The sequence below is a fragment of the Brevibacillus sp. Leaf182 genome (assembly GCF_001423865.2).
Taxonomy (GTDB): Bacteria; Bacillota; Bacilli; order Brevibacillales; family Brevibacillaceae; genus Brevibacillus; species Brevibacillus brevis_C.
The window spans coordinates 315,513-340,839 of record NZ_LMPN02000037.1 but is presented as its reverse complement, the minus strand read 5'-3'; the positions used below and the strand labels follow the sequence as shown (position 1 = coordinate 340,839).

The 25,327-nt window shown below is 44.4% G+C and carries 23 protein-coding genes and 1 pseudogene; 22 read left to right on the top strand and 2 right to left on the bottom strand.

All coding sequences use genetic code 11. From position 1 onward, the window contains the following. The first annotated feature begins 84 nt into the window (after positions 1-84). The 6 genes from ASG16_RS28615 (at position 85) to ASG16_RS28590 (ending at position 7,530) form a co-directional block, all read left to right on the top strand. Positions 85-1,824 carry an amidohydrolase gene (locus tag ASG16_RS28615; RefSeq protein ID WP_056487757.1) on the top strand — a complete coding sequence of 580 codons (1,740 nt, stop codon included), beginning with the start codon at positions 85-87 and terminating at the stop codon, positions 1,822-1,824. A gap of 385 nt (positions 1,825-2,209) precedes the next feature. Next, positions 2,210-2,761, top strand: a complete 552-nt coding sequence (locus ASG16_RS28610) for a hypothetical protein (protein WP_056487753.1) — start codon at positions 2,210-2,212, stop codon at positions 2,759-2,761. Between the two features lie 267 nt (positions 2,762-3,028). After that, positions 3,029-3,532 (top strand): RNA polymerase sigma factor SigV, encoded by a 504-nt coding sequence (gene sigV, locus ASG16_RS28605; RefSeq protein WP_056487750.1) that lies wholly within the window; start codon positions 3,029-3,031, stop codon positions 3,530-3,532. 1 nt (position 3,533) lies between these two features. Further along, positions 3,534-4,394 (top strand): anti-sigma-V factor RsiV, encoded by an 861-nt coding sequence (rsiV, locus tag ASG16_RS28600; protein WP_056487748.1) that lies wholly within the window; start codon positions 3,534-3,536, stop codon positions 4,392-4,394. Between the two features lie 204 nt (positions 4,395-4,598). After that, entirely contained in the window at positions 4,599-6,542 is a 1,944-nt protein-coding gene (locus ASG16_RS28595; protein WP_056487745.1) for an acyltransferase family protein, read from the top strand. Positions 6,543-6,891: 349 nt separating this feature from the next. Next, positions 6,892-7,530, top strand: coding sequence for a hypothetical protein (locus ASG16_RS28590; protein ID WP_056487742.1), 639 nt, complete (start codon positions 6,892-6,894; stop codon positions 7,528-7,530). 461 nt (positions 7,531-7,991) lie between these two features. Here ASG16_RS28590 and ASG16_RS28585 read toward each other — a convergent pair whose 3' ends face one another. Continuing rightward, positions 7,992-8,174 (bottom strand): ParA family protein, encoded by a 183-nt coding sequence (locus ASG16_RS28585; RefSeq protein ID WP_056487739.1) that lies wholly within the window; start codon positions 8,172-8,174, stop codon positions 7,992-7,994. Positions 8,175-8,209: 35 nt separating this feature from the next. Here ASG16_RS28585 and ASG16_RS28580 point away from each other — a divergent pair. The 14 genes and pseudogenes from ASG16_RS28580 to ASG16_RS28515 form a co-directional block, all read left to right on the top strand. After that, positions 8,210-8,692 (top strand): annotated as a pseudogene (locus tag ASG16_RS28580) (Tn3 family transposase); the annotation flags it as partial. 238 nt (positions 8,693-8,930) lie between these two features. After that, positions 8,931-9,194, top strand: a complete 264-nt coding sequence (locus ASG16_RS31430; protein ID WP_370444422.1) for a tyrosine-type recombinase/integrase — start codon at positions 8,931-8,933, stop codon at positions 9,192-9,194. Positions 9,195-9,264: 70 nt separating this feature from the next. Continuing rightward, on the top strand, positions 9,265-10,152 hold the full coding sequence (locus ASG16_RS28570; RefSeq protein WP_056487733.1) for a MurR/RpiR family transcriptional regulator: 888 nt from the start codon (positions 9,265-9,267) through the stop codon (positions 10,150-10,152). Between the two features lie 41 nt (positions 10,153-10,193). Next, positions 10,194-11,495, top strand: a complete 1,302-nt coding sequence (locus tag ASG16_RS28565; protein WP_056487730.1) for a CapA family protein — start codon at positions 10,194-10,196, stop codon at positions 11,493-11,495. Between the two features lie 46 nt (positions 11,496-11,541). Continuing rightward, positions 11,542-12,801: an MFS transporter gene (locus ASG16_RS28560; protein ID WP_056487727.1), complete on the top strand. Its 1,260-nt coding sequence runs from the start codon at positions 11,542-11,544 to the stop codon at positions 12,799-12,801. Positions 12,802-12,864: 63 nt separating this feature from the next. Further along, positions 12,865-14,373, top strand: a complete 1,509-nt coding sequence (locus ASG16_RS28555; protein WP_056487724.1) for a fatty acid--CoA ligase family protein — start codon at positions 12,865-12,867, stop codon at positions 14,371-14,373. Positions 14,374-14,692: 319 nt separating this feature from the next. Further along, the gene (locus ASG16_RS28550; protein WP_056487722.1) at positions 14,693-15,496 is read left to right on the top strand and encodes a substrate-binding domain-containing protein; all 804 of its coding nucleotides are present in this window, start codon (positions 14,693-14,695) and stop codon (positions 15,494-15,496) included. 36 nt (positions 15,497-15,532) lie between these two features. Then, entirely contained in the window at positions 15,533-15,991 is a 459-nt protein-coding gene (locus ASG16_RS28545; protein WP_056487720.1) for a COG4315 family predicted lipoprotein, read from the top strand. A gap of 96 nt (positions 15,992-16,087) precedes the next feature. Next, on the top strand, positions 16,088-16,633 hold the full coding sequence (locus tag ASG16_RS28540) for an RNA polymerase sigma factor (RefSeq protein WP_048033184.1): 546 nt from the start codon (positions 16,088-16,090) through the stop codon (positions 16,631-16,633). A 59-nt stretch (positions 16,634-16,692) separates the two neighbouring features. After that, positions 16,693-17,352 (top strand): anti-sigma factor, encoded by a 660-nt coding sequence (locus ASG16_RS28535; protein WP_241970851.1) that lies wholly within the window; start codon positions 16,693-16,695, stop codon positions 17,350-17,352. 525 nt (positions 17,353-17,877) lie between these two features. Continuing rightward, positions 17,878-19,266, top strand: a complete 1,389-nt coding sequence (locus ASG16_RS28530) for a helix-turn-helix domain-containing protein (protein WP_056487713.1) — start codon at positions 17,878-17,880, stop codon at positions 19,264-19,266. Positions 19,267-19,627: 361 nt separating this feature from the next. Next, entirely contained in the window at positions 19,628-19,882 is a 255-nt protein-coding gene (locus ASG16_RS28525; protein ID WP_082195945.1) for an aspartyl-phosphate phosphatase Spo0E family protein, read from the top strand. 198 nt (positions 19,883-20,080) lie between these two features. Next, a complete protein-coding gene (locus ASG16_RS28520; RefSeq protein WP_056487711.1) occupies positions 20,081-21,559 on the top strand; it encodes an aminotransferase-like domain-containing protein in 1,479 nt (492 codons plus the stop codon). A gap of 44 nt (positions 21,560-21,603) precedes the next feature. Then, entirely contained in the window at positions 21,604-22,521 is a 918-nt protein-coding gene (locus tag ASG16_RS28515) for a D-alanine--D-alanine ligase (RefSeq protein WP_056487707.1), read from the top strand. 58 nt (positions 22,522-22,579) lie between these two features. On the opposite strand, the gene ASG16_RS28510 is transcribed toward ASG16_RS28515, so the two are convergent. Further along, a complete protein-coding gene (locus ASG16_RS28510; protein WP_056487704.1) occupies positions 22,580-23,137 on the bottom strand; it encodes a helix-turn-helix domain-containing protein in 558 nt (185 codons plus the stop codon). 125 nt (positions 23,138-23,262) lie between these two features. Between ASG16_RS28510 and ASG16_RS28505 the strand changes: the two genes are divergently transcribed. Together ASG16_RS28505 and ASG16_RS28500 are read left to right on the top strand one after the other, a co-directional pair. Next, the gene (locus ASG16_RS28505; protein ID WP_056487701.1) at positions 23,263-24,219 is read left to right on the top strand and encodes a PLP-dependent cysteine synthase family protein; all 957 of its coding nucleotides are present in this window, start codon (positions 23,263-23,265) and stop codon (positions 24,217-24,219) included. A 105-nt stretch (positions 24,220-24,324) separates the two neighbouring features. Next, on the top strand, positions 24,325-25,314 hold the full coding sequence (locus ASG16_RS28500; protein WP_056487698.1) for a MerR family transcriptional regulator: 990 nt from the start codon (positions 24,325-24,327) through the stop codon (positions 25,312-25,314). The last annotated feature ends 13 nt before the right edge of the window (positions 25,315-25,327 follow it).

Here is a 25,327-nt window from a genome sequence, read left to right as displayed (position 1 = left end):
CTGCTATGAACATATTTCTCTACCTATTTTTTATATATCATTTTTCCTGAAGTGAATAGTAGACACGTCAGGAAAGGTGATTGTATGAAGCTAAAGAAGACGTTGAATGTTGCTCTTGCCTCTCTTTTAATGAGTACACTTTTCTCAGGATTTGCACAGGCCCAAACAAATGCAACGAACCCCATCAGTAAAAAGGCAGATGTCATATTGCAAAACGGTACCGTTTACACCGTTAATGCAAAGCGTGATTTTGCTGAAGCTATAGCGATCAGCGATGGGAAAATTGTATATGTTGGCACCAATCAAGGAGTAAAACCTTATCAAAACGCAAAGACCAAAGTGGTTGATCTTGGCGGAAAGATGGTTCTTCCTGGTTTTATTGATAGCCACTCTCATGTGACTGCAACCGTTGAAACAATCTTTTCAGTGAATCTGGTTGGAAAAAAATCGCGGAAGGATTATCTCCATACCATTAAAGAATTTGTTCAAAAGAACCCTAATCTTAAAGGTTTGAAGGGATTTGGCTGGGAAAACCCTGTCTTCCCCGGAAAGGGCCCGAAAAAAGAGGATCTTGATCAAATCGTAAAGGATATACCTGTTGTCTTAACCTCAGGAGACCATCACTCGGTGTGGGTGAACTCGAAAGCTCTTGAACTGGCGGGTATTACCAAGGATACAAAGAATCCAGAAGGGGGCGTAATTGAGCGAGACGATGTTACGGGGGAACCTACTGGTACTCTTCGTGAGACCGCTCAAAATTTGGTGATGGAGATTATTCCGGATTACTCTGAAGAAGAGTATAAGGAAGGGATTTTAGCGTATGAGCAGATGGCAGCAGAAAAAGGGATTACTTCTGTCCATCTTGCGCTAGCTGTTCCAGGTAGTAATGCCCTAAATGCATTAAAGGCTCTTGAAGCAGAAAACAAGCTTCATCTAAAATATCGTGTTTCATTGGCCACTGACCCTTCCAAGGGTCCGTCACAAGTAAAATCGTTGGTAGAAGAACGGGCGAAACTAAACGGACCCGATGTCCAGGTAAACTCGGTGAAGGTATTCATGGATGGTGTAATCGAGGGAGGGACAGCTGCGCTAATTGAACCATATATGGATAACCACAATGCCAAACCGCAATGGGACCCTCAAGTCTTTAAGGAGACAGCTGCTGCATTGGATAAAGCAGGTTTTGCCATGCACGTTCATTCTGTCGGAGATGCTGCCACAAAAGAAACCTTGGATGGTTTTGAGTACGCTGTAGAGAAGAATGGAAAAAGAGATTCCCGTCATCAGATGACTCATCTTCAAATCGTTCAGCCAAGTGATATTCTGCGCATGGAAAAATTAAATGTTGTGGCTGTTGCCAATCCATATTGGTTTATTAAATCACCAGGCTATTATGAAAACATTGAACTGCCTTATCTCGGAGAGGAACGGGCGAGTCGTGAGTATCCGATGAAGAGTCTCATTAATAACGGAGTGAAAGTGGCCTCTGCCAGTGACTATCCGATAACGTGGGAATTTGATCCATTATATGGAATACAAGTAGGTGTCACCAGAGAGGAGTTCGGAAATACCGATCCTAAGTTAGTGCTCGGACCTGAAGAAAGAGCATCGGTTGCTGATTTGATTGCTAGTTTCACGATTAACGGTGCCTATGCCAGCTTTTCAGATAAAATCACTGGTTCCATTGAACAAGGGAAGGAAGCAGACCTTGTTGTGATCGATAAGAATCTCTTTAAGATTCCTTCAACAGAAATTGGTAGTGCAAAAGTATTGTTGACGATGGAAGCAGGAGAAGAAACCTTCAGGGATGCCACGTTAAAATAATGAACTACCTGGGGCTGTCCTAAAAGGGTAACTCCGAATGACAAAATCCCAAAAACATCCCGTTTCACTTTCTAAGGTGGAACGGGATATTTATTTCCCTACCAAGCCACTGACTTAGAAATACCCCTTTTCAAGGAATTCCCCTTATAATCTACGGTTGAAACATAGTAGAAGTTGCCATTCGCTCCAATAGCGTTAATATCCACCTCGCCCTACTCGGAGCGGACGGTTTTTTACTGTATCCCTTACTGCTATTCGAAGCACATGTAATAAAAATGGCATTAGCCCGGTGTCTTTCAGTGATTCATCGAAAAACAAACTTTTTAGGGTATCTCATACGTCTTTCATTTGTAAGGCAAGCAAATGATAAATGGAGGATAAAAAAATGAAAAATCAACACGTAAAGAAACTTTCTTTTTTGGTACTCGCAGGTTTTATTTGTGCAGCAGGAGTGGGAAAACTCCAAGTTGCTTCTGCAGAACAGACAGTTCAAGCCAAAAAAGTGGAAATTGGTCAAAAATTTATAGCGCCCGAACTTAAACCAAAAGAAAATACGTATGTACTTGATTACAAAATAGCCGATGTGAACGGTGACTCTATTGAAGACAAAGTGATATTGGTTGGAACAAAAGAAATGATTGATGGAACATTAGATGCTTATGCAGACAATTTATCTATCGTAGTGCAAGATGGAAAAAACCAAGGGTACGTAAAATATGATTGGGTGTTCAAAGGGGAAGATGGATCATTACATGGGGAGTTAGGAAGAGAACCAAACCTAATTATTGGTGACTATACGGGTAACAAGGTGAACGATATTATTGTTACGGCTCCACAAGGAGGAAATGGTGGAAATGTGGATCATCTTGTCTTAGCTTTGGAAGAAAATAAACTGAAAATGGTATTTGCTGATAACCAAAGCACTGTAAAACAATAAAACAATTAGTTATATACTTTCCCAGTAAACTTACAATTATTTAACAAGAAACTCGATGTCCCTTTGAGGAAATCGAGTTTCTTATTCCATTGAAATATTTATAGTTCGTTTATCTACGTTACATTGGAGCATCATTTTTACTGTGAGGACGGTGTCAGGGACGCTGGTTTTTGCCATTATCGAAAAACAAACTTTTGGGTTAGCTCAGACGTCTTTTACATGTAAGGCAAGGAAATGATAAGCGCATATCAAGGGGAGAATCTTTGAATGGATAGAAAGTTAGAAAAATTACTTATCCGTTTTATTACGGAAAATAAACAAAATGTGTATCAATTAGCATTCAGTTATGTAAAGAATGCAGATAATGCACTGGATATTGTTCAGGACTCTATCCATAAGGCATTGTCATCTTCACAAACCTTAAAATCCGAGGGTTCGTTGAAAGCCTGGTTTTACAGAATTGTGGTGAATACATCTCTTGATTTCCTTAGAAAACAAAAGAGGATTCAACTAGTAGATGATAAGGTGTTGGAATTACACAGCCCCATAAGTGAAGATGCCTACCATGATATTGATTTAGAGAAGGCTTTGGAGGAACTACCCTGTGCCTATCGGACTGTAATTATACTTAGATATTTTGAAGATTTAAAAATTGAAGAAATTGCGGAAGTGATGAACGAAAACATTAGCACTATAAAAACTCGATTGTATCAAGCACTCCGCAAACTTCGAATTCAAATGAGCGATGAAATTTTACAGGAGGTAAAGTAATATGAGCGAACAACTGGATCAATTGAAAAAAAATTATAAGAATACGCCTATCCCCGATGAATTGGATTTCGTTGTGAAGAAAGCCCTCAAACAAAAAAAGAAAAATCAAGTAAAAATAATGAAGCCTCTCGTTGGGATTGCGGCTGCAGCTATTTTATTAATAACAGGGATTAATACTAGCCCCGCCTTTGCACATGCCCTATCGGAAGTTCCATTGGTTGGCTCGCTTGTCAAGGTGTTAACTTTTAGAGAATTTAATGTAGATGACGGACCTGCTAAAGCCGAAATAAAAGTACCAGCAATTACAAACATGAAAAATAAAACGTTAGAAGACACCCTAAATAAAAAATATTTGGAAGAAAATAAAGAGCTTTATAACGAAGTTAAGACTGAAATGGAGGAATTAAAGAAAAATGGCGGAGGTCATGTAGGTGTAAAAAGCGATTACGTAATCAAAACTGACAATGATCAAATCCTTGTCGTGGGCAGATATGTTGTAAATACGGTTGGTTCCTCCTCAACAACTTTTAAATACGACACAGTAGACAAGAAAAATCAACTTTTGATTACCTTGCCAAGTTTATTTAAAGATGATAGCTATATTAACCTAATCACTGAAAATATTAAAGAACAGATGAGACAGCAGATGAAGGCAGACCCCGAAAAGGAATATTGGGTAGAAGGTTCCATGAGTTTTGAAACGATTGCGAAAGATCAAAGCTTTTATATTAACAATGAAGGTAAACTTGTTATCTCCTTTAATAAATACGAAGCCGCACCCGGATTTATGGGCGTGTTGGAATTTGTCATACCAACCAATGTAATTGCCAATGCATTAGTAAGTAACGAATATATAAAATAAAAATCGAATTCGAGTAACAGGTGTCTGTCAAGCTTAGTGTGAAACCTATTCATTATTGTCATCGAAAGGGCAAAGTGCAGATGTATGGCATGAAACAATTCAAGCAGAACAAAATTAACAGGCTTGCGGCATCGAGCCGCATGACAAATGATCGATTTCCACCGTTCGATACACTCGTTGTAATAGAGAAGGAGGACGAACGGTATGCCTAAGCCGCTGAACGGCAATGGCCGCTATATGGCTGGACTTGACGGACTGAGGGCACTCGCTGTTTTTGCCGTCATCGTCTATCACCTCAATGTCGGCTGGGCTCCGGGAGGGTTACTAGGTGTCGGCGTGTTTTTCGTATTATCCGGGTACCTTATCACAGACATCCTCCTTGCACAATGGAAAAGAGACGGGAAGATTGATTGGAAAGACTTCTGGTTAAGACGGGGACGGCGGCTGATGCCCGCGCTGCTCGTCACAATTACGGTCGTCATGGTATGGATCACGTTACTCGATCGCTCCCAACTGACACAGCTTCGTGGTGAGGTCCTGTCGACACTGCTCTATGTCAACAACTGGTGGCGTATCTTTCAAGAGGTTTCATATTTTTCGAGCTTCGGTCCGTCTTCCCCGTTTGGTCATTTCTGGTCGCTCGCCGTGGAGGAGCAGTTCTACCTACTGTGGCCGCTGCTTCTTGTTATCAGTCTTCACTTCTCGCCGCGAAGATGGCGGCTTCTCGCGTTGACTCTCGCGCTCACGCTTGTTTCGGCGCTAGCGATGGCGTTGCTTTACGAGCCAGGCATTGACCCGAGCCGGGTTTACTACGGAACAGATACGAGAGCGTTCGCCCTGCTCATCGGCGCCGCGCTCGCCATGATATGGCCAAGCCGCAGTCTCTCCGTAAAAGCTGCGCCTCGAGCACGTTTACTTCTTGATTGCATCGGGGCGGCTGGTCTGGTCACGATTGTGGTTATGATCTGGCTAACCGATCCATACGACAGTTTTCTTTACCGAGGAGGATTTGTGCTACTGTCCGTCGCCACGGCCGCAGTGGTAGCGGTGCTCGCCCATCCGGTCAGCCGACTGGGAAAAGTGTTGGGGTGGAAACCGCTGCGGTGGCTTGGGGTTCGATCTTACGGCATTTATCTTTGGCATTATCCGGTTATCGTCCTGACAAGTCCTGTGGTTAACACTGGCGAGACCAGTATTGTACGCAGCATATTGCAGGTAATCGCGAGTGTTGTACTTGCCGCGCTATCGTGGCGGTTTATCGAGGAGCCGATTCGCAACGGCGGTTTGGTTAAACGGAAAATGCGGAAGAATCGGGTATCGATCGGTCGCAACATGGCTTCGGTGTATAAGCTACTCGTATTCATGCTTTTTCTAGTCAGTATAACTAGCTGTGCTTCTAACATGGCGACGAGCACAGTTTCACAAGGCGACGGCAACCTTCAAACGGATGGGACAGCGTCGCCGAACTCTCAGCAAGAATTCGCTGCAGCACTCGACAGCAAAGAACATTCGGGACATGATGGCTCATTGCCGCCGGACCATCCTGTCTGCCCTGACGACTATAGGAGGCCGGACCTCAAACTTATTTCGGAGCCAAACGACTCAAAACAGCCCGTTGAGACTCTGGAGCCGGATTCGGGTCAGAGAGTAACCGCGATCGGCGACTCGGTCATGCTCGACGTTGCTCCTTATCTGAAAAACCTTCTTCCTGGAATCACAATCAACGGCAAAGTGGGCCGACAGTTGTCTGAGGCGCAGGACGTAGTCGATCAACTCAAGACGAACGGCATGCTAGGCGACGTAGTCATTATCGAGCTTGGCACGAACGGACCATTCTCGGAGGAGACACTTGTTAATCTACTGAATTCGCTCAAAGACGTTCGGCAAATTGTACTTGTAAATACACGAGTGCCGCGTCCTTGGGAACAAGTCGTCAACTCAGCACTGGAGGAGGCAGCTAATCAGTTCTCTAATGTGACACTCGTCGACTGGTACGCGGCAAGCGCCAACAAGGATTCGTATTTCGCATGGGACGGCGTGCATCTTGTCGAGGAAGGCACCAAAGTATATGCTTCTCTGATCGAGGAAGCGATCAAACCGCAACAAAACGGCGATACCCAAAGCGGTACAACTGTAACCGTCCGTTAATGTGATGCCGAGACAAAAAGAAAGTCAGTTACATTTCCTATAAGCGGTACCGCTAACAAAGCGCGGATTTAGTACGCTAAGGAACTTCTTGATACGAAAATGCCGGTTTTTCCTACACTAAGGAGTCACGGGCTATTATCTTGTTAAGGGATCATCTTCCCACTCTTTTGAGTTGAAGTAGTATTAGACATTTCATACCGGCAGATGCCCCAATGCCGCGTTTTAAATGCCAACCAAAACGTTTTATTAAATAAAGTGTCACTTATCTGTAACTATCTTTATTATATCGCTTGTTTATAATACCCTCATAAACAACGACACACCTTATACGAAGAGAGAGGAAACCAACATGAATTTCAAAAAAATCATCGTCGGCACCATACTGACATCCGGCGTAGTGATCGGCATTTTACTCGCTGTTAACTATGACAAAGTAGAACACACAGAATCTCAAGAAAATGTAAGCTCTAAGCCGTCGACTTCCCCGAATGGGCATCACAAGGTGAACGAACCTACAGGTGCAGATAAAGATGAAATTCAGCCATCGGCCAAAGTAGAACACCCAGCACAGCATGTTGCACAGGAAAGCGGAAAAACTAACCTTTACGCTAACCCTCAAGCAAATTTCAGCTTTAAGCCTCCAACTTCTTGGAACGGAAATTATAAGGTTAACCAATACGCAGGTGTAGATGCAGACAAAATTCTGCCATCTGCCAAACATGTAGTGCAGTTCGATTATGCGACGAAGGATGGAAAAGGTTCTGAAACGCTTCTGATGATCTCCGTTTTTACGAAAACGGATTGGACTCGCCTCTCTAGCGAAGCAGGTCCACCTGTTGGGACATCCATTACAGAATCAAATGACATGGTGTATGTGTATACAACTCCACAGTCCAATCCGTTTGATTCCCAGTCAGAAGACGGCAAGCTGTTTGACCAACTATACGGTGATTTGAATATAAATGAATCTTTCGCACTTCTAAAATAAGACTGTTATTATTTGTTGTACTCTGAAAAGACATGAATTATAAAGAGGAACTCAAACAGGGGTAGTACCAGCGAAGCTGATACTACCCGCAAAGTAGATGTATATATATGTTATATAATCTCCGGTGTTTCCTCGTTCGAGAACATTACGAATAAAGAATGACATGCACTGCAAATATTTTCTTCTTCATTTATCGCTCCCTGACTCAAGAACGCTTTGGATGGCGTCCCGATTAGCCAACAATCACTTCAGATATTGACAGGGAAGCGTATTTCGCTAATTGAAGGATAGCGGTAAGATAGGTTGATCGTTGAAGGACAGACGAGGTATCCTCGTTTTGTCCTTTTTTAAAATATGTTTATCGTTTGTCGAATACCAAAATCGCTTGTTGAGAGGAGCGAGAAAATCTATGTCATTAGATACAAGTATGCCAAGAGCCTGTAAGGGCAAAACCGAACATCTCACATAATCGCTCGATAAAACCTTCGAAAAGCTTCCTTATATAAATTTCCTTGTGGATCGAAATCGATCAGCAGTACTTTTTTTCCTTCACTAGATAAGGCGTAAGCCAGGTGATAGGCGGTGTTTGTTTTTCCGGTTCCACGGTTCTGATTAGCGATGGTAATGACGGTTGAATTTGTCATGGTGATTACCCTCCCTGATGCCGAAGCTTCATTTCATGCCAAGGCTCAAAGCGATTCATTCCCAAAAGCTATACCGGTCCGAATCAGACATGACGAATTCCTACCTGAATTTGCAACCGGTGCTGACCCGCCCAATCAATTGGGAGTTGATTAGGCAGCAATACGATCAAATGATGAAGTATGCTACGGCATTGCGCCTTGGAACCGCTGAAACAAAGGCAATCCTGAAACGATTTACCCGCAATAATTTAAAGCATCTGACCTATCGAGCACTAGGAGAACTCGGAAAAGCAGTTTGCGATTACTTGCATTCAGAGGAGCTGCGCCGCGAGATCAATGAAGGCTTGAATGTCGTGGAAAATTGGAACTCGGCCAATAGCTTTATCTTTTACGGCAAAGGCGGAGAAATCTGCACTAACGGGCTAGAGGATCAAGAGCTGGCTGTATTGTCTCTTCACCTTCTGCAAAACTGGTTGGTGTATATCCATACCATTATGCTTCAAAGCATCCTATCCGACATGAGTGAACGCCTTCCGTTGGAAGAAGGTATTGTAGCGTAAGTGAAAGGCGAATATCCCCAAAACGTAAAGCGAAGGAGTTGGCCAAGTATCTCCGGGGAGAACGACCAGATTATGCCTATCTCAAAAGTCTGTTTCAGCATCTTCGAGCAGAACTGGAGGTGGAGGTTCCCAAAACAGCCAAGAAGCTCCCAAATGTACCTACAGAAGATGAGCTTAGGCGCTACTACGAAGTGGTTTGGCAAGCGAAGAATTTTCAAGACATGATGATCGTCAAGACTCTGCTATATACGGCGTTCGGATAAGCGAGCTGATCAATATAAAATTGTCCGATGTTGATTTCCACTACTGCCAAATCCAGATTAATAAAGGCAAGGGTAGCAAGGATCGCATTGTCCCTTTCCCCCATCTATTTAGTTACCTTATGGGTTGTAGAGGTCACTTTTTACGGACTGTCATACACCAAAATGAAGTACAAACTACATTTTCCAAGAAGTATTGAAGTGATTTATTGCAAAGGATATACTATTCTCAAAATTAAAACAAATTCGAATGATAAAGGAGCTTCAGGCATGGCACAACTCGTAAAAGAACGGATTCGGAAGCAGTATGGAAAGCTGACAGCAAGCCAAAAAATCATCTGTAAGATCGCGATAGAAAAGCCAAGCTTACTTGCGATCCATACCGCCAAAAAAATCGCGGAGTTTACGAATACCAGTGAAGCGACCGTCATTCGCTTTTGTTATGCATTGGGTTACTCCGGATACACAGAGCTTCAGGAAGAAATCAAAAAGTCTCTTTTAATAGGAGACCAAAGGAAGGGGCCGATCCAGAAATATCGAGACACCGAGGTTACGCTCGATCTGAGCAATTACGCGCATCAAGTGATGGAAAGTGATATTGCGTATCTCCAACAAGGCTTGCAGCAAATGGACTACACGTTGCTTCAAGAGGTGGTCAAAAGCATCGTGCAGGCAAATCGAATCGTAGTGGTAGGATTTCGTTGGTGCCATATTCCTGCAAAATGGCTGTTCTCAGCGTTGAATGCCATCAAAGGTAACACACATCTGTATACAGGAGCAGTGGATAACGCCGATTATTTTCTCACCGAACGAGATCAAGAATGGCTGGTCATTGCGATATCATTTCCTCGTCATCCCAGCGAAACGGTTGCAATGGTTCATTCAGCAAAAGAGCTGGGAGCGAAAATTTTGGCGATTACGGAAGGCGAGTTCTCCCCCATCAGCCAAGTCGCAGATCATCTACTGAAAATCACCACACCCCAACCCGTTGCCACTAGCGGTATGCCCACATTATTCTCCATGCTAAATGTCTTGATCAAAGGCGTCATGCTCCACGACGCGGAAAATGTCCAGAAACGATTGCAGCACTATGATGAAATCAGCTCGAAGCTATACTCGTTTGTCGGAGAGGATGAGGAAGACTTCTCGATCTTTTGAAAGCAGAAAAAAATGAGAAAAGGGAAAGGGGAATCCTACCAATGACCAAGCCGATTTGGTTCACAGCGACTGGCGACAGCTTCATTACACGCAATCTGCCATACAGGGACCAAGCTTTTCAAGAGGTATCCAGCTTGCTGCACCGTGCGGACGTACGCATTGCGAATCTGGAGACGACCGTACACGATCATGAGGGCTATCCCAGCGCGCAGAGCGGAGGCACGTGGGCGATGTCTCCACCTTCCGTTTTGCAAGTCATGAAAGATTACGGCTTTAACATGATTGGCTGGGCAAATAACCATACGCTCGATTATTTGTACGGGGGACTGGAAGCAACCGAGAGATATCTCAATGAGTATGGCTTCGTCCATGCTGGCGCAGGCAAAAATCTCGCTGAAGCGGGAGCGCCGCGTTATCTCGAATGCGAAGGGGCCAGGGTAGCCTTGATCGCTGCGACGTCGACTTTTCATCCATGGTGGGCTGCTGGTGATCAGCGTTCAGATAGTATTGGCAGACCAGGGATCAATCCGATGCGCTATGTCATGACGCACCACATTACGGAAGAAAAGCTCGCTGATTTGCAAGCCATTGCGGAGGCGACGGACATTAACGCCTTCAACAAGCTTCTCATCGAGGAAGGCTTCATGAACGATCCGGGTAAGGAGATCTTTCTTTTCGGAAATGCACGTTTCATGGTAAGCGACCATGAAGGGACGACTACTCAGCCGCATCCACGCGATCTGAACAGAATCGTCAAAACGATTGAGGAGGCAAACAGGCGGGCTGATTACGTTATCGTGAGTATTCACGCTCATGAGATGAAGGGGGAAGCGAAAGAGGTTGCGGCTGATTTTTTGCCTGTTTTTGCAAAAGCTTGCATCGATGCGGGCGCACATGCAGTCGTGGGACATGGCCCACATTTATTGCGAGGCATTGAAATCTACAACAATCGGCCGATCTTTTACAGCTTGGGGGATTTCGTTTTTCAGACAGAAGCTGTTACGAGTCAACCTGCTGATTTCTACGAGCACTACGGCCTCGACCACACTCATAATGTGGCAGATGCGCTGGAAGCGATGAGTGCCAATTACACACGCGGACTCTGTGTGCACAAAGAGGTGTGGGAGTCGGTTATTCCCTTGTGGAAAATGCAAGATGGTGAGCTGCTCGAACTGGAGCTGCATCCGATTGAATTAGGCTTTGATCTGCCAGTACATCGTATGGGGTGGCCGAAATTAAGCGGGGATACTTCGATACTGGAGGGGCTCAAGGCTTTAAGTGAACCATATGGCACAGTGATTGAGATCATGGATGGAATTGGGCGCGTGAGGCTTTCGAAATAGCGGTGAACAATGGCAGTCTATTTCCTACACAAATGGAGTGATTCACATGATGGCCAGAATCACAATGGTTATGTTATTTGTGCTATACATGATCAATTATGCGGATAAAACGATTGCGGGATATTCTGCCGTGCCGATTATGACCGAATTTTCATTGAACGAGAAGGAATGGGGACTTGTCGGAAGCAGCTTTTTCTGGCTTTTTTCCATCGCTGGGATTGTAGGCGCGGCATTATCGGACCGCATCGGGACGAAAAAAATGCTAGCGATCATGGCGCTGTCCTGGACAGTCATCCAATTTGGCGCTTATGCGATCGCGGGTTTGCCGATGCTTGTCGTTGCGCGGGTATTGCTTGGAATCGGTGAAGGGCCATTTTGGGCAACGGTTGTCAGCCATTTGAACAAATGGTTCCCTGAAGAAAAGCGTGGACTGGTTTATTCAACGGTGAACTTCGGTGCTTTCGTCGGTGCGGTTGCTTCCGCGCCGATGATTGTCGCGCTAATTGATAGCTATGGATGGCGATTTTCCTGGGCGTTTATGGGCGCACTCAGTCTGATATGGCTCTTGGTCTGGCTATGGATTGGAAAAGAAAAACCACTTGTCAGCGTCGCTCCTGCAAAAGTCGACGCTCCCACCTTGCCAAAAGCGAAATGGTCAGATATATCTAGTGTCTTGCTCTCATCCACGTTTCTATTCTGTTTTTTAATCTATTTTGCACAAATTTGGGGAACGACTTTTGCCTCCGTATGGGAGCCTGTCTATCTCGTCAAGGTTTTCCAGTTTACGAATCAGGAAATGGCCTATGCGATTGCTGGCACGGGACTTTTGGCTGGACTGATGACCATACTGATTTCTTCGATTGGTGATCGTTTCTTTAAAAAGCATCGCAGCTATCGTAAATCATATGTTCTGGTTGGCGGTGTATCAATTATTTTAGGGGGACTGTGCTTTTACGGTGTTACCCTTGTTCAATCTACGGCACTTGTCTTGATCCTCCTGTGCCTCGGAAAAGGATTTGCTTTTTCTGTAGGAACAGCCGCCTCTGTCATTGTCAGCAGCTTGTTGCCGGAACGCACGGGACTTTTGGTAGGCGTGTTGTCCAGCCTGGTTACATTGGCAGGGATCATCTCGCCGCTGGTAACGGGCTCTATCGTTCAATCAGCCGGAGATATTGGCACTGGTTTTGGCAACGCGATGATTGTCAACGGATTGCTCTTTATCATTTGCGGCGTGCTTTTCCTGCTCTTTGTGAAGCGCAATGAACAAGTCATTCAATCAGCACCGCCAATCACCCATGTTTCCTAAAAGTAATACTTTATAGGCTTGGTTATAGATGTTAAAATTTTCTGAAAAGGGGGTAGATGTGTGATGTATCATTTGAATGAAAGCCTCATGCAGAGCGCGAAACAGTTTTCGGATCGCCCAGCCTTCATCTTTATGGGAGAAACAACTACGTATGCACAATTCAATCAGCAGGTCGAACATCTCGCGGCAGGACTTGCCAGGCACGGGATTGGAAAAGGGGATGCTGTCGCCCTGCTCATGGATAATCGGCCCCATTTTGTTAGCGCTTACTATGCGATCCTCCGCGTAGGAGCAGTCGTTGTTCCTATGAACCCCATCTATACAGCGCGCGAAATTAGCTTCATTCTATCCAACAGTAAAGCAAAGGCTGCCATTGCCTTATCCGCGTTACAGCCGGTACTAACCCCGATGAAGGACCAAATAGAAGATTTACAGCTTCTCATCTACTCGGAATCCATTGAAAATGAAATAACGATCGATCAGCTTGTACAGGAAGGGCAAGAGTCAGAGACAGGGTACGCGGAGCCGGAACGAAACGAAGATGACCTCGCTGTAATCCTGTACACATCAGGTACGACTGGCCAGCCAAAAGGAGCGATGCTCTCCCACCGCAATATGGCTTCGAATGCGGAAGCGATGGGGATATTGTTCGAGCTGGTGCCAGAAGATCGCATGGTCGCGGTACTGCCGATGTTTCATGTCTTCTGCATGACGGTGTGCATGAATGGCCCGATTCGCACGGGAGCGGCCATTATTATTGTGCCGAAATTTCATCCGGCAGACGTCCTCCAAACGATTCGGGAGCAAAAGGCCACATGTTTTGCAGGTGTTCCGACTATGTACAATTATCTGCTACAGTTGCCGACTGCGACAAAAGAAGATTTCTCCTCCATCCGGATATACTGCTCGGGAGGTGCATCCATGCCCGTCGAGCTCCTGCACAAGTTCGAAGCGAAATACGATGCCAAGGTACTGGAGGGCTACGGATTGTCAGAGGCGGCTCCAGCTACAACGTTTAACCCATTGCACGGGACCAGAAAGCCAGGATCAGTTGGAGTCGATATCCCGCTCGTGAAAAACAAGGTCGTCGATCCCGAAGGAAACGAAGTCGCACGTGGAGAAGTGGGCGAGCTGGTTGTACATGGGCCAAACGTTATGATAGGGTACCTCGGGTTGCCAGATGATACGGCTGCGGCGCTTCGAGATGGTTGGCTGTATACGGGAGACATGGCTCGTATGGATGAAGAAGGATATGTGTACATCGTTGATCGGAAAAAAGACATGATTCTCGTTGATGGTTATAACGTGTACCCGCGTGAAGTAGAAGAAGTGCTTTACCAGCACCCTGCGATTATCGAGGCCGCTGTGATTGGAATTCCTGACGAGGTACATGGCGAAGCAGTCAAGGCATTTGTGGCATTGAAGGAAGTTGCGGTTTCTCAAGAGGATATCATGGCATTTTGTCGTGACAAGCTGGCGAAATACAAAGTTCCCCGTCAGGTCGAATTCGTAGCTGAGCTTCCTAAAAACAGTACGGGGAAAATCTTGCGTCGCTCATTGCGCACCTCGTAAACGATCGCATGATTAAATGAAACATGCCAACGGGTAAGGAAGCTGTACAACTTTCAGCTTGCTATGCAAACTCACTTATACAAAACAGATGCGAGAGACCAAGAATTCGCTTCGTGTCAGAACATGAAAAAGATCGCCACACACCTGGCCAAGCTGGCGTAGGGTGTGCGGAGATCTTTTTTTATTCTTTACAGACTAGTTTTCCATAGATTTATAAAACTTTCTTACAATTTTGCGATTACAATCAAACCGTTTACAGCCTCCCTTCGTTTCCTTTGATAGTACCGTGAAAAAACATGTGTGAAATGGAGGAAGAATGATGAAAAAGATCGTGTTCCTAGCAACTCTACTGCTCTTTGTCTTTACGTCTGCCGGAATGTCAGCCTATGCACAAATGGACGGTAAGTCGGCGTCCCAGGCGACATCAAATGCCAGTCAAAGTGATCAAGTCATCCGGGTATACGGACCAGGTGGACCACTTGGACCGATAAAGGAAGCTGCTGAACAATTTTCAGTTGAAACAGGAATGAAGGTAGAAGTAACAGCCGGACCAGAAGGCAATTGGATCGGCCAAGCTAAGCAAGATGCAGATATTATTTTCGGTGGCTCCGAGTATATGCTACAGGACTTCATCTTTAACCACCCCGAAATGATCGACACGAAATCACGTACGGAGCTTTACCCGCGTGCTGCAGGAATATTGGTGAGGAAAGGAAATCCTAAGAAGATTGAAAGCCTGGAGGATTTAACGAAAAAGGGAGTCAAAATAATCGATGTGAATGGGGCTGGCCAGCTTGGCCTGTGGGAAGACATGGCAGGCAGAAAAGGGCTGATCGAAGGCATTTCTCAAAATATTAACCTTTCTGTAAAGTCGAGTGCTGAAGCCATTGAACGATGGAAATCGAATTCCAGCCTGGACGCCTGGATTACCTATGAATCGTGGCATTACCGGCTCCAGGATGTGACTGACCTGGTCGAACTGCCCGAAGAAGAAAAGCTCTATCGAGGAACGCCAATCGTCCTGACGAAAATCTCTGATCAGAAAAAAGAGGCACAGCAATTTATTGATTATTTAAAAACAGAAAAATCTCACCAAATCTTTCAAAAATGGGGCTGGAAGTAAGGACGAGTCTTAATCTAAAAACGGGGAGGAACATACATGAAAAAAGCAGCTTTTATCCTTGCGATACTTTCGATTATTTTTGCTTTGGCTGCCTGCGGAAAAAGCACGGAGGTAAAAACAGAGACGGTTCAACCCGATCAAGCCTCGGCTGTCAGCCTCCAGCTTTTGCAGAATGAGAAAGCTGGAGGGTACCTGGCGGATCCACAGGGAAGGGCCCTGTATTACTTTAAAAAGGACGAAGCAGGAAAAAGCAATTGCAGCGGAGACTGCCTGGCAAACTGGCCGGCATTTACCCAGGAGGATTTCGCTGTCCCGGAAGGTTTTGACAAAAAGGATTTCGATACGATCACAAGAGAAGACAACGGGAAGAAGCAGGTTACGTACAAAGGATTTCCTCTCTATTATTTTGCAAAAGACCTGCAAAAAGGGGATGTAAACGGACAAGGAGTAAAAGATGTATGGTTTGTCATAAACAGCGAAACAGCATTTGAATAAGCCTGCCCAGGGAACGATCAATCGCGGTCGTTCTCATCTTTACTTTTAAAATAGTGTTATGGCAATATATTTTTATCCAAGAGCAGGGAGTGCCACATGAAAGAAAATTACGATGCGGAATTAATGCGATTGGTAAACGAAAAAAATGGTCACGCATTAGAGGAACTCTATGATCGATATATAAAGCTTGTTTACAGCTTTGTTATGAAGTTTTGCAATGGGAATGAGGATAAGACGAAAGAGATTATTCAGTTGGTCTTTTTGAGGCTATGGACAACAAACAGCTATTACGATCCTGCTCAAGGCAGCTTTGTAAATTGGCTTCTCACGATTACCCGCAATATTTGCATTGATTACCTCCGTAAAGAGAAGAGGCATACGCAACACCATCAAGAGGAACTTGAAGAGATCGCCGACCCTGCTAATACAGTCGAGCAACGAGTAAATACGAATGATATTGCGATGGCGAAAAACAAATTGCCAACGGCGCAAAGAAAATTAATCGATTTGCTTTATTGGAAAGGGTATTCTCTTTCAGAGATCGCCAAGCTGGAACAAGAGCCGCTCGGCACGATTAAAAGCAGACTTCACCAGGCTCTTAAAGGATTGAGGAAGCATTTGGAACTGGAGGATTTAAAATGAGAAGGGTTTGTGATCATTTAATTCCATATATAGCAAATGAGCTCAAGGAGAGCGAACACATGGCCTTTGCTGAACATTTAAAGAATTGTACAGAGTGTAAGAAAGAATATGAGGAATTATCCCAGGCCTGGCATGCTTTGTCGTTCGATTATACCGAAATCGAGGTGCCTGAATCGCTAAAAGGCGAGGTGCTGGGGTTTGTTTTTGAGCAAAAAAGGAAAAGCGGTACCGAAACATTCATGACTAAGTTGAGGAATCTTTTTATGACGCTCAAAAGCCAGTTCACTCCAGTTTCAACCGGTATCGTGTGCGTATTGTTGCTCGCGTTTATTGGCCTTGGAATCGCGAATGTACAGGTAAAAAATCGCCATGCCGAAAATATTCCCATTGAAATTTTAACGGCGATTCCCTTAAAAGCAGCCAAGCAAAGCCACCCGGGAACAAACGGCATGGCCTATATTGTCCAGCAGGGATCAGAGAAAAATTTGGTGGTGCAGGTTCACGAATTGCCCGGCGTCGAAGGTTCACAGGTTTACCAGGTTTGGCTGCTGAAAAACAGCAAGAGGGAAAATGGTGGCATATTCAAGCCCAACGAAAACGGATCTGGAATACTGACTTACCAGCTCGCCGAAGGGCAGACTTTTGATCAAATCGGCATCACTGTCGAACCGGACGCCAACAGCAGACAACCAAGGGGAGAAAAAATAGTTGGGTCATAGCTGGAACAGAAAAGGACAATATTGATCCGTTCAACCATTCCATTCAATGGTCGCGAAGGTTTATCGGTTTGAAAGTATAAGGGGAGCTGACCAAAAGTCATGTAATGATTAAGCCGGGTCGGACAATATCCCGATGGAGTGCGGTACACGTTCAAAGAGCTTGGATGGCGCTGAATTAACGGGCAGGATCATTCCATAAGACAACGGTAGTTACTGGAACTATGTGTTGGAAAACTATGGCATACATTATGAATGGATACTATCTGGTGGGGGTAGGATGGAATGGATAAAATTATGTTAACGGGTTCGTTCATTCAATAAAACAGCGGGAGTCTAGGACTTTATTTTCTGGTCCATGGCTACCGCTGTTTTGATTGAGAGGGTCAGTCTAATACTTATTTCAATCGAGCTGACCAATAATTGTCTCGCTATCTTACCATTAAAATGAAAAAGAAATATTTCTTGCACCTTCCATAATAACCCATTTGATTGTAAAATAAAGGAAAAATAAAAGGGTGATCCATTATGGGGGGACTGCTAGGGACATTGCAACAGTCGCTGCGGTCAGAAATCGAACAACATCGGCGAGCGCGCGGTTATACATTGAGCAAACTAGGGGATTTAACCGGTATTAATCCGGGGACACTGAGCGAGATTCTAAATGGGAATCCACCTCGGGCTATCACCATAAGTCAATTAGACGCGCTCGCTGTGGTGTTTGGCTACGAGCCTGGTTGGATGTATGAATTATATCCCGATGAATGTTTATATGAAGGGAAAATTTCGCGCCCCCGATTGATACCTTACTTGATTCGAAGCGCTGAGAATGGACGAAAGGATTGCATTGAAGCTGTTGCCTCCCAATTGTTGGAGAATCCCAAAAATATCTCCATCCTTTTTACTGTAGCTGAGCAATTATATGAGGATGGAAAACTGGGAAAGGCGGTGCCATTCTATGAGTACGTAATTGAGAACGAGAAAGATAGCTACTCTACCCAGTTTGTGATGAGTCACTACCGATTATTTCAGGCCATTCTCGGGACAAATGCTGATGATAATGAGAAGGCTGTTATTCGCTTTTCTCCATATCGAAAGCGATTACCAGAAACGGATCAATTAGACGCTTTATTAAATTTGGCGAAGGTTTGTTTCACTTTGCAAAAATGGAGTGAAGCAGGAACCTACGCAGATGAGCTACGAGAGCTTTCCAAAATTATCTACCAAGATATGCTGCCAAAACGCAGAAAAAATCGAGCGGCAGAGTTGATAAAAACAGAACGTCCGCTCGTCTACTACTACGGAATGGGTTATTTATATAAAGGACTAGTCCTTCAGATGCAAGGCGCTTATTCCCAATCCAAAGAATATGTACATGCATACGCCGATTTACATTGGTTTGAACTTCTTGACGATGACGGGATAGAAATCGTTGAGCGGTTTGCAGTCTTTGCGAAGGCGAATTTTTACACACTGGAAGTATTAATGGGGAATGAAGAAATCATTAAGGAATATACCGACTATCTAGCGGAGCAGCCTGTTGAAATACTTCCGGGTCTTGTTACGATTATGGAAGCTGCTAATAAATATCACTTTTGCGTGGATGAGGTTTTATTACGCCTCTCTGAAGATATTGCTAGATTCCATGAACGAACATTGTTGGTTAATATGGTTCAGCATCTCCAATATCGTTATCAGAAAGCAAAATATGATTTTACAAAGGGACGCATTGAAAGTGGACTCAATGAAACCCTGCACTGTTTCGTTCTATCGGATTTAATGAATCGACATTATGATGCTCTGCAATGTGTACAGTTGTTTGAAAAATATCGCCATCTTGCCTCGCCATCACAAATCCTCCAATATCAAGCCATTGTAATTGGAGAGAAGAAGGCTGAAGCTACATTTATAAACTAGTTGTATGACGATGTATCAACACTCACTAAAAAGATGATAAGTAGAGAGGATGAAAAAGAATGAAACATGTATTCCTAGCACTTCTTCTAACGTTTGGGTTTAGCAGTGGCATCGTTTACGAACCCCAAAAGTCTGACACATCACACGTAATTAATTATCAACATGGTGCAGATTTTTAGGAACAGTTAATAAGACACACAAAAAAACATCCTTTCGATAGGATGTTTTTTTCTATTCCATTTTTTCTTAGTTGGTAAATTCTTGCATATTCATTTATAGTTTTATTAATGTCATAATTTGTAAATGCCAGGAGGTGCTTAACATAAAAGCTCTCGCAAGTTCATTAGAAAGGGATGTCCCTGTGCACCTAGGAACATCCCCGAAAAAAGAATTAGAAGGTGCCCCGAAAAGCAAGTGCACGATCTGGGGCACGGGAATAGAAGCAAGTCGCCACCACTTGGATCTAGAAACAAGCATCGAGCAACTCCGACAACAAATGATTGAATTGGCAGGTAAACACGGTCTGACAAGTGACGTAGTTTTGGGGGTAAGCCAGCAATTGGACAAATATATTGTGATGGCGCAAAACAACCATAAAGCGGATAGCATCTGGTGAAGGATTCACTATCTGCCTACTAAAAATGACTACAAAAGAGGAACCCTTAGGAAAAATGGGTTCTTTTTTACTTTCATTTTTACCGCTGGGTGGATGCTGATTCCTGCAGAGGAACCACAGAAGGATGAAAAATCCAGTGTGGTGGTTCTTTTTTTCTCTCGTCTCTCATGCCATCATTATAGACGGGGGCGATGAAGGATGTTCCAGGATTTCAAGCTTGTTAGTGACCGTCCAGTCGCGATTCAAGTGAAAGAATACATCAAACGTTTAATAATCAAAGGCGCGCTTCAGGTAGATCAAAAGCTGCCCTCCACACGAGAAATGAGCAGTCTGCTAAAGGTGAGTCGCAATTCGGTGATTGCAGCCTATGAAGGCCTAGAGGATGACGGATTTGCGTATGCGATTCCCGGCAAAGGCAGCTATGTTACCGCTATGGTGGGCCATTTGGATGCGAATAAAGGCTCCGATTCCTGGCAGATCGACTGGAAGGCACGAATGAACGAATATGCTGTATCCGCTACAGAGCTGGATATGATGAAGCAGGGCATTCGCACCAAAAAAGGAACTATTTCGTTCACAAGCATTGCGCCGGATGAGCAGTTGTTTGATCTGGGGGATGTAAGGCGAGCCTTTATGGATCGGATGGCAATCGAAGGACAGGTACTGCTCAACTACGGTTATGCCAAAGGCTACAAGCCACTAATCGATTACTTGAAGCGTTATATGGAGAATAAGGGCGTCGATTTAAGCGGCAAGGATATGCTGATTACAAGCGGGTTTACGGAAGGTTTTGACATAGTACTGTCGGCACTGCGCCCTTCTGCTCGCCGTGGGGCAGCTATTTGTGAAAATCCGACCCATCATACAGCGATCAAGAATTTGAAGCTGCAAGGATTTGAGATTACCGGCATTCCGATGGAGAGTGATGGTATTGATGTGGAGCAGCTAGAGGCGGTATTGCAGAAGCAGACAAAGAGCTTCGATCTGGCTTATTTGACTCCTTCCTATCACAATCCGACAGGCATTGTCATGTCGCCAGCCAAGCGCAGTGCCGTTCTGAATTTACTGATGCGCTATCAGATTCCAGTGATCGAGGATGGGTTCAATGAGGAGCTACGCTACTCGGGGGCGCATGTTGCGCCATTAATCGCGACAGTAGGGCAAGGTAACGGAGTCATCTATATTGGTAGCTTCTCCAAGGTACTCTTCCCTGGATTGCGAGTGGGCTGGGTACTTGGAGACAAAGCCCTGATCGACAATCTGGAAAGCATTAAGCGTGCACGAACCATTCATACATCTACCATCGATCAATCGATACTCTATCAATATTTGCTGAATGGAAATTTTGATAAATATGTAAAAAAGGCCCGCATGGAATATAAGCGCAAATATGAACTGACGAAGGCTTGCTGTGAAGCACATCTCCCCGAGGTGCAGCTAACTGGCGACGGGGGCTTGCATTTGTTCCTTACCTTTCCGTCAGACGTAAATACACGCCAGCTACTAGAAGCTTGTACCGAACACGGAGTCATTTTTACACCGGGGGACAAATTTTTTATTCAAGAAGGAACGGGGACGAATACCTTGCGACTTGGTTTTTCACGAGTAACGGATGAAAATATCGAGCGGGGTATTCAGATCATCGGCAAACAGGCACGTCGCTTTCTTGAGACATAACGATTCCAAACTGCACAACCATTTGAAAAAAATGAGGTGTCATCATGAAGATAGGCGTCATTATGGGCGGAATTTCTTCGGAGCGTGAGGTTTCTCTGAAGACTGGTCAAGAGATGATCAATCATTTGGATCGCAGTCGCTATGAGGCAGTTCCCATTGTCGTTACGCAGCGAGCGGATTTAATCACGCAGGTTCAGCAGGCAGACATTGATTTCGCGCTGTTGGCGCTGCATGGCCAATATGGTGAGGATGGCACAGTGCAGGGAGCGCTGGAGACACTTGGTATTCCCTATACAGGAAGCGGCGTCCTAGCAAGCAGCCTATGCATGAATAAGCAACTGTCTAAGATGCTGCTGAAGACGGCGGGCATTCAAACGCCTGCAGGTCTGTACTGGAAGGACGTTTATGATCCCCAAGCGGTAGAGCAATTGGGTTACCCGGTGATCGTGAAGCCAAATTTGGGAGGTTCCAGCATCGGTGTCCAGCTCGTGCAAAATGAGAAAGAGCTGCTGACGGCTGTTCAGGAAGCCAGCCATTTGGATCAGGGGATCTTGATTGAGCCCTATTTAAAAGGGACGGAGCTAACCTGCGCGATTCTGGATGGCGAAGTACTACCGATTATCGGCATTCGCTCGGCGCATTCAGAGTGGTTCGACTACCGAGCAAAATATGAAGACGGCGGCGCGGAGGAGAATGTGATCGAGCTTCCACCGGTTATCCGGCAGCGTGTGCGCGAGGCGGCGCTCGCCAGCTACCAACTGCTACAGTGCAAGGTCTATGCAAGGGTGGATATGATTTTGTGTCAGGATATGCCTTACGTACTAGAAGTGAACACCTTACCGGGGATGACCGCCAACAGCCTGTTTCCAAAGAGTGCAGCCGCAGCAGGTATGACCTTTACACAGTTGCTGGACCGTATTATTGCGAGCTCGCTCCATGAGCGAAAACAGGAATGGGGGTAAATATGCTAGTGATCTAACGGAAGAGAAACCCTACATGTAGTGGGGTTTCTCTTTGTTTTCATTGACTCGAGTAGTGAATGACGACGGAACATTTTACGATATGATCTCCGTTGTTTCGATAAATGTGGGGCCTGTCTGCTTTAAAAATAAGAGTATCCTCAGGCTCAACGATATAAACTTGTTCATTGACAACAACCTCTAGCGTGCCTTCATTTACGAGAATGAATTCCTCAACCCCTGTTGAATGCGGTTCTGCTATATGTTCGCATCCTGGTTCAAGGGTTACCAAGAAGATCTCGAACTGTTGTTCTGGATTATAGGGAACCAGTGGATATACACGATACTGTCCGTTATTTTCAATAATCGGATTTACTTCCTTCTTTTTTACGATCGTAACATTCGGCTTGTACTGACTAACGAGTGAAGAAAAGGATAAACGCAACCCGCTCGCTATTTTCCAAAGGGTTGTGATAGTTGGAGCCGACTTGCCTCTTTCAATTTGTCCTAACATTGTTTTGCTGACTCCTGTTATTTCAGAAGTTTTATCCAAGCTCAAGTTTCTTTCTTTCCGAATACGTTTTATGTTCTCTCCAATATTTGTGTGAAATTCTTCCATAAAATGCCTCCATAGAGTTCGTGCGTTATCTTGTACGTATGTACGTTATACTTTACAATCAAGCTATATATGGTTTGAAGCAGACACTATATAGTCCAAAATATACGAAAAGAGGCGCTATGTCTATGGAGAACACGATTTTATCAGGCGTTCATCAAGCGATTGGTAACACTCCTATGGTTCATCTTTCTAGGCTAACCAAAAATCTCGATGGAAATATTTTTGCCAAACTGGAATATGTAAATCCCGGCTTTAGCAAAAAGGATAGAATCGCTTTGCAGATCATTGAAGAGGCTGAGAAGGCTGGAATACTAAAACCAAATGATACTGTGGTGGAATTAACGAGTGGCAATACAGGGACAGGGCTTGCGATTGTTTGCGGAGTCAAAGGATATCAATTCGTTGCTGTCATGTCAAAAGGAAATTCAATGGAAAGAGCGAGGATGATGAAAGCTCTCGGAGCAGAAGTTGTTTTAGTAGACCAAGCGCCTGGTTCTCCTGTCGGGCAAGTTTCTGGTGAAGACCTTGCGAAAGTGGAAGAAATGGCAAAGCAAATCACAAAAGAAAGAAATGCGTTCCGTGCAGACCAATTTCATCACATTGGCAATCTTCATGCTCATGAATTTCACACAGGGGAAGAAATTTGGAAACAAACCAATGGAAAAGTAGACGTTTTCCTTGATTTTGCCGGTTCTGGTGGCACTTTTGCAGGTTGTGCAAAAACGTTAAAAAAGTATAATCCCAACATTCGGTGTTATTTAGTTGAACCGTACACCGCACCGTTCTACTCTGGTAAAGCGGCTACTTACCTCAATCACAAAATCCAAGGTGGGGGATATTCCATGGATTTGCCTCTTTTGGATAAGAGCTTCGTTACAGACTACATCCATGTTACAGATGAAGAAGCGACACAAGTTGCTAGAGAACTAGCAAGAAAAGAGGGAATATTCGCAGGATTCTCTTCGGGAGCAAATGTTGCGGCTGCCTTACAGCTTTTGAAAGGGAAAGAAAAAGGGGCAAATATTGTGTTAACGATTAATGATTCAGGACTTAAATATCTCAGTACAGATCTCTATGAATAACTGCAATCTGTCCGATTATGTAAACGTTGTAATCTCTTTTATTCATAATGCCCCTTGAATCTCAAGCTACTTGAGGTTTTATAATTGATTAGGAGGTGTTGTAATGTGCACGGAAAGGCGAGTAACAGTTTAGACACCACACAAAAGTTCTCCATAGGACAAGTGGCGAAAATGACAGGATCTTCTGTACCCACTGTCCGTTATTATGACGAAATAGGCCTGCTTTCACCTTCTGAGATAACTCATGGAGGTCATCGTATGTATACGGCAGAGGAAATATGGCGGTTAAAACTGATCCTAACTCTTCGCTATTTAAACTTTGGAATTGATGAGATTAAAAGAATGTTAGCTGGGGATATCCCTGTTGATATGGCGATAGAATGGCAAATCGAAGCCTTGGACATCCAAATGCGTACGCTTGCCAGCATGAAGTCTATTTTGGAACAAACAAAGCAGAGTAAGGATGGCAATGATTCTCTGAGCTATATGCACGAGCTAATTGAATCAATTTCCGCAGATGCATTGGAACGAGAAAAGTTTATTTTAGAAAAAATGTTTTCGTCCGTTTTTCCTGAACAATTTCCGGTTGAATGGCGCGAAATTTTTTTACTAGGGATTAACGTATCTTCCTTGCTGGAAGGCAAGCTTTCGGCAGCGCAAACGGCTGCATTAGATGAGTTTGAGGAAATGTTTAATGATCCACAGATTGTCCGCGAGATGAAGCAGGATGTTATGTCCTTCTTGGAAGTAGTTCACCTGCCTAAAATCAGTGTGGAGATGTGGAGCGCCAGAATGCTTAAAAACCATAAACAGTTGTTGAAAGCTGCGGAGCAACATGCAACTCCAGACAGTCCTGTCGTACAGGCGAATATTCAAGAGTATGTCTTGCTGTTTGCCGATGTTGATGAACTCCCTGTCCCGCAGTCATTTTTCCGTCGATTTGCTGAAAGGTTGCTTTCAAACCAATCAGAAAATCTCGAACGCTTCAGAAGAATTTGTTCAATCCTGTACCCAGGTCTGCAAGCGTACATGAAAACAAATGAATTATTCTACCAAGGACTACAGTGGAAGCTTCAACAACTGGATAAAGAGTAAATGTACGCTTTGT

Bases quoted from the DNA above. Each gene is read 5' to 3' on its own strand.
- ASG16_RS28615 (WP_056487757.1), top strand. From the start codon at position 85: ATGAAGCTAAAGAAGACGTTGAATGTTGCTCTTGCCTCTCTTTTAATG.
- ASG16_RS28610 (WP_056487753.1), top strand. From the start codon at position 2,210: ATGAAAAATCAACACGTAAAGAAACTTTCTTTTTTGGTACTCGCAGGT.
- sigV (WP_056487750.1), top strand. From the start codon at position 3,029: ATGGATAGAAAGTTAGAAAAATTACTTATCCGTTTTATTACGGAAAAT.
- rsiV (WP_056487748.1), top strand. From the start codon at position 3,534: ATGAGCGAACAACTGGATCAATTGAAAAAAAATTATAAGAATACGCCT.
- ASG16_RS28595 (WP_056487745.1), top strand. From the start codon at position 4,599: ATGCCTAAGCCGCTGAACGGCAATGGCCGCTATATGGCTGGACTTGAC.
- ASG16_RS28590 (WP_056487742.1), top strand. From the start codon at position 6,892: ATGAATTTCAAAAAAATCATCGTCGGCACCATACTGACATCCGGCGTA.
- ASG16_RS28585 (WP_056487739.1), bottom strand. From the start codon at position 8,174: ATGACAAATTCAACCGTCATTACCATCGCTAATCAGAACCGTGGAACC.
- ASG16_RS28570 (WP_056487733.1), top strand. From the start codon at position 9,265: ATGGCACAACTCGTAAAAGAACGGATTCGGAAGCAGTATGGAAAGCTG.
- ASG16_RS28565 (WP_056487730.1), top strand. From the start codon at position 10,194: ATGACCAAGCCGATTTGGTTCACAGCGACTGGCGACAGCTTCATTACA.
- ASG16_RS28560 (WP_056487727.1), top strand. From the start codon at position 11,542: ATGATGGCCAGAATCACAATGGTTATGTTATTTGTGCTATACATGATC.
- ASG16_RS28555 (WP_056487724.1), top strand. From the start codon at position 12,865: ATGTATCATTTGAATGAAAGCCTCATGCAGAGCGCGAAACAGTTTTCG.
- ASG16_RS28550 (WP_056487722.1), top strand. From the start codon at position 14,693: ATGAAAAAGATCGTGTTCCTAGCAACTCTACTGCTCTTTGTCTTTACG.
- ASG16_RS28545 (WP_056487720.1), top strand. From the start codon at position 15,533: ATGAAAAAAGCAGCTTTTATCCTTGCGATACTTTCGATTATTTTTGCT.
- ASG16_RS28540 (WP_048033184.1), top strand. From the start codon at position 16,088: ATGAAAGAAAATTACGATGCGGAATTAATGCGATTGGTAAACGAAAAA.
- ASG16_RS28535 (WP_241970851.1), top strand. From the start codon at position 16,693: ATGGCCTTTGCTGAACATTTAAAGAATTGTACAGAGTGTAAGAAAGAA.
- ASG16_RS28530 (WP_056487713.1), top strand. From the start codon at position 17,878: ATGGGGGGACTGCTAGGGACATTGCAACAGTCGCTGCGGTCAGAAATC.
- ASG16_RS28520 (WP_056487711.1), top strand. From the start codon at position 20,081: ATGTTCCAGGATTTCAAGCTTGTTAGTGACCGTCCAGTCGCGATTCAA.
- ASG16_RS28515 (WP_056487707.1), top strand. From the start codon at position 21,604: ATGAAGATAGGCGTCATTATGGGCGGAATTTCTTCGGAGCGTGAGGTT.
- ASG16_RS28510 (WP_056487704.1), bottom strand. From the start codon at position 23,137: ATGGAAGAATTTCACACAAATATTGGAGAGAACATAAAACGTATTCGG.
- ASG16_RS28505 (WP_056487701.1), top strand. From the start codon at position 23,263: ATGGAGAACACGATTTTATCAGGCGTTCATCAAGCGATTGGTAACACT.